This is a genomic window from Flagellimonas olearia, assembly GCF_009184425.1.
Taxonomy (GTDB): domain Bacteria; phylum Bacteroidota; class Bacteroidia; order Flavobacteriales; family Flavobacteriaceae; genus Flagellimonas; species Flagellimonas olearia.
In genome coordinates, this window is record NZ_WELG01000132.1 from 1 (window position 1) to 344 (window position 344).

At 44.5% G+C, this 344-nt stretch carries 1 protein-coding gene; it reads left to right on the top strand.

Annotation, left to right across the window (positions count from 1 at the left end; all coding sequences use genetic code 11):
- Positions 1-13: 13 nt before the first annotated feature.
- The gene (locus F8C76_RS19425) at positions 14-259 is read left to right on the top strand and encodes a type II toxin-antitoxin system HigB family toxin (RefSeq protein WP_152132965.1); all 246 of its coding nucleotides are present in this window, start codon (positions 14-16) and stop codon (positions 257-259) included.
- Positions 260-344: the final 85 nt, after the last annotated feature.

A 344-nucleotide genomic window follows, 5' to 3' on the forward strand; every position in this document is an offset into this window, starting at 1 on the left:
CAGCCCAGAATACATTGACGCTAAAGAGCCAACTTTAGCGTGGTATAGGCATGCATTAAACGCTGATTGGGGCTCACCGGCGGATGTGAAACAGGACTTCAGAAATGCCAGCATCCTCAAAGATGGGCGTGTCGTGTTTAACATTGCCGGTAATAAGTACCGGTTAGTTGTTTGGATCAATTATGCCTACAAAGTGGTTTACATACGGTTTATCGGCAGCCATGCGCAATACGATAAAATTGATGTGCAAACGATTTGAAGCCAAACGGTAGTAACAAGAGGTAAATATAATGGACATCAGACCTATTAAAACAGATGCCGACTACCGCGCGGCATTAAACGAC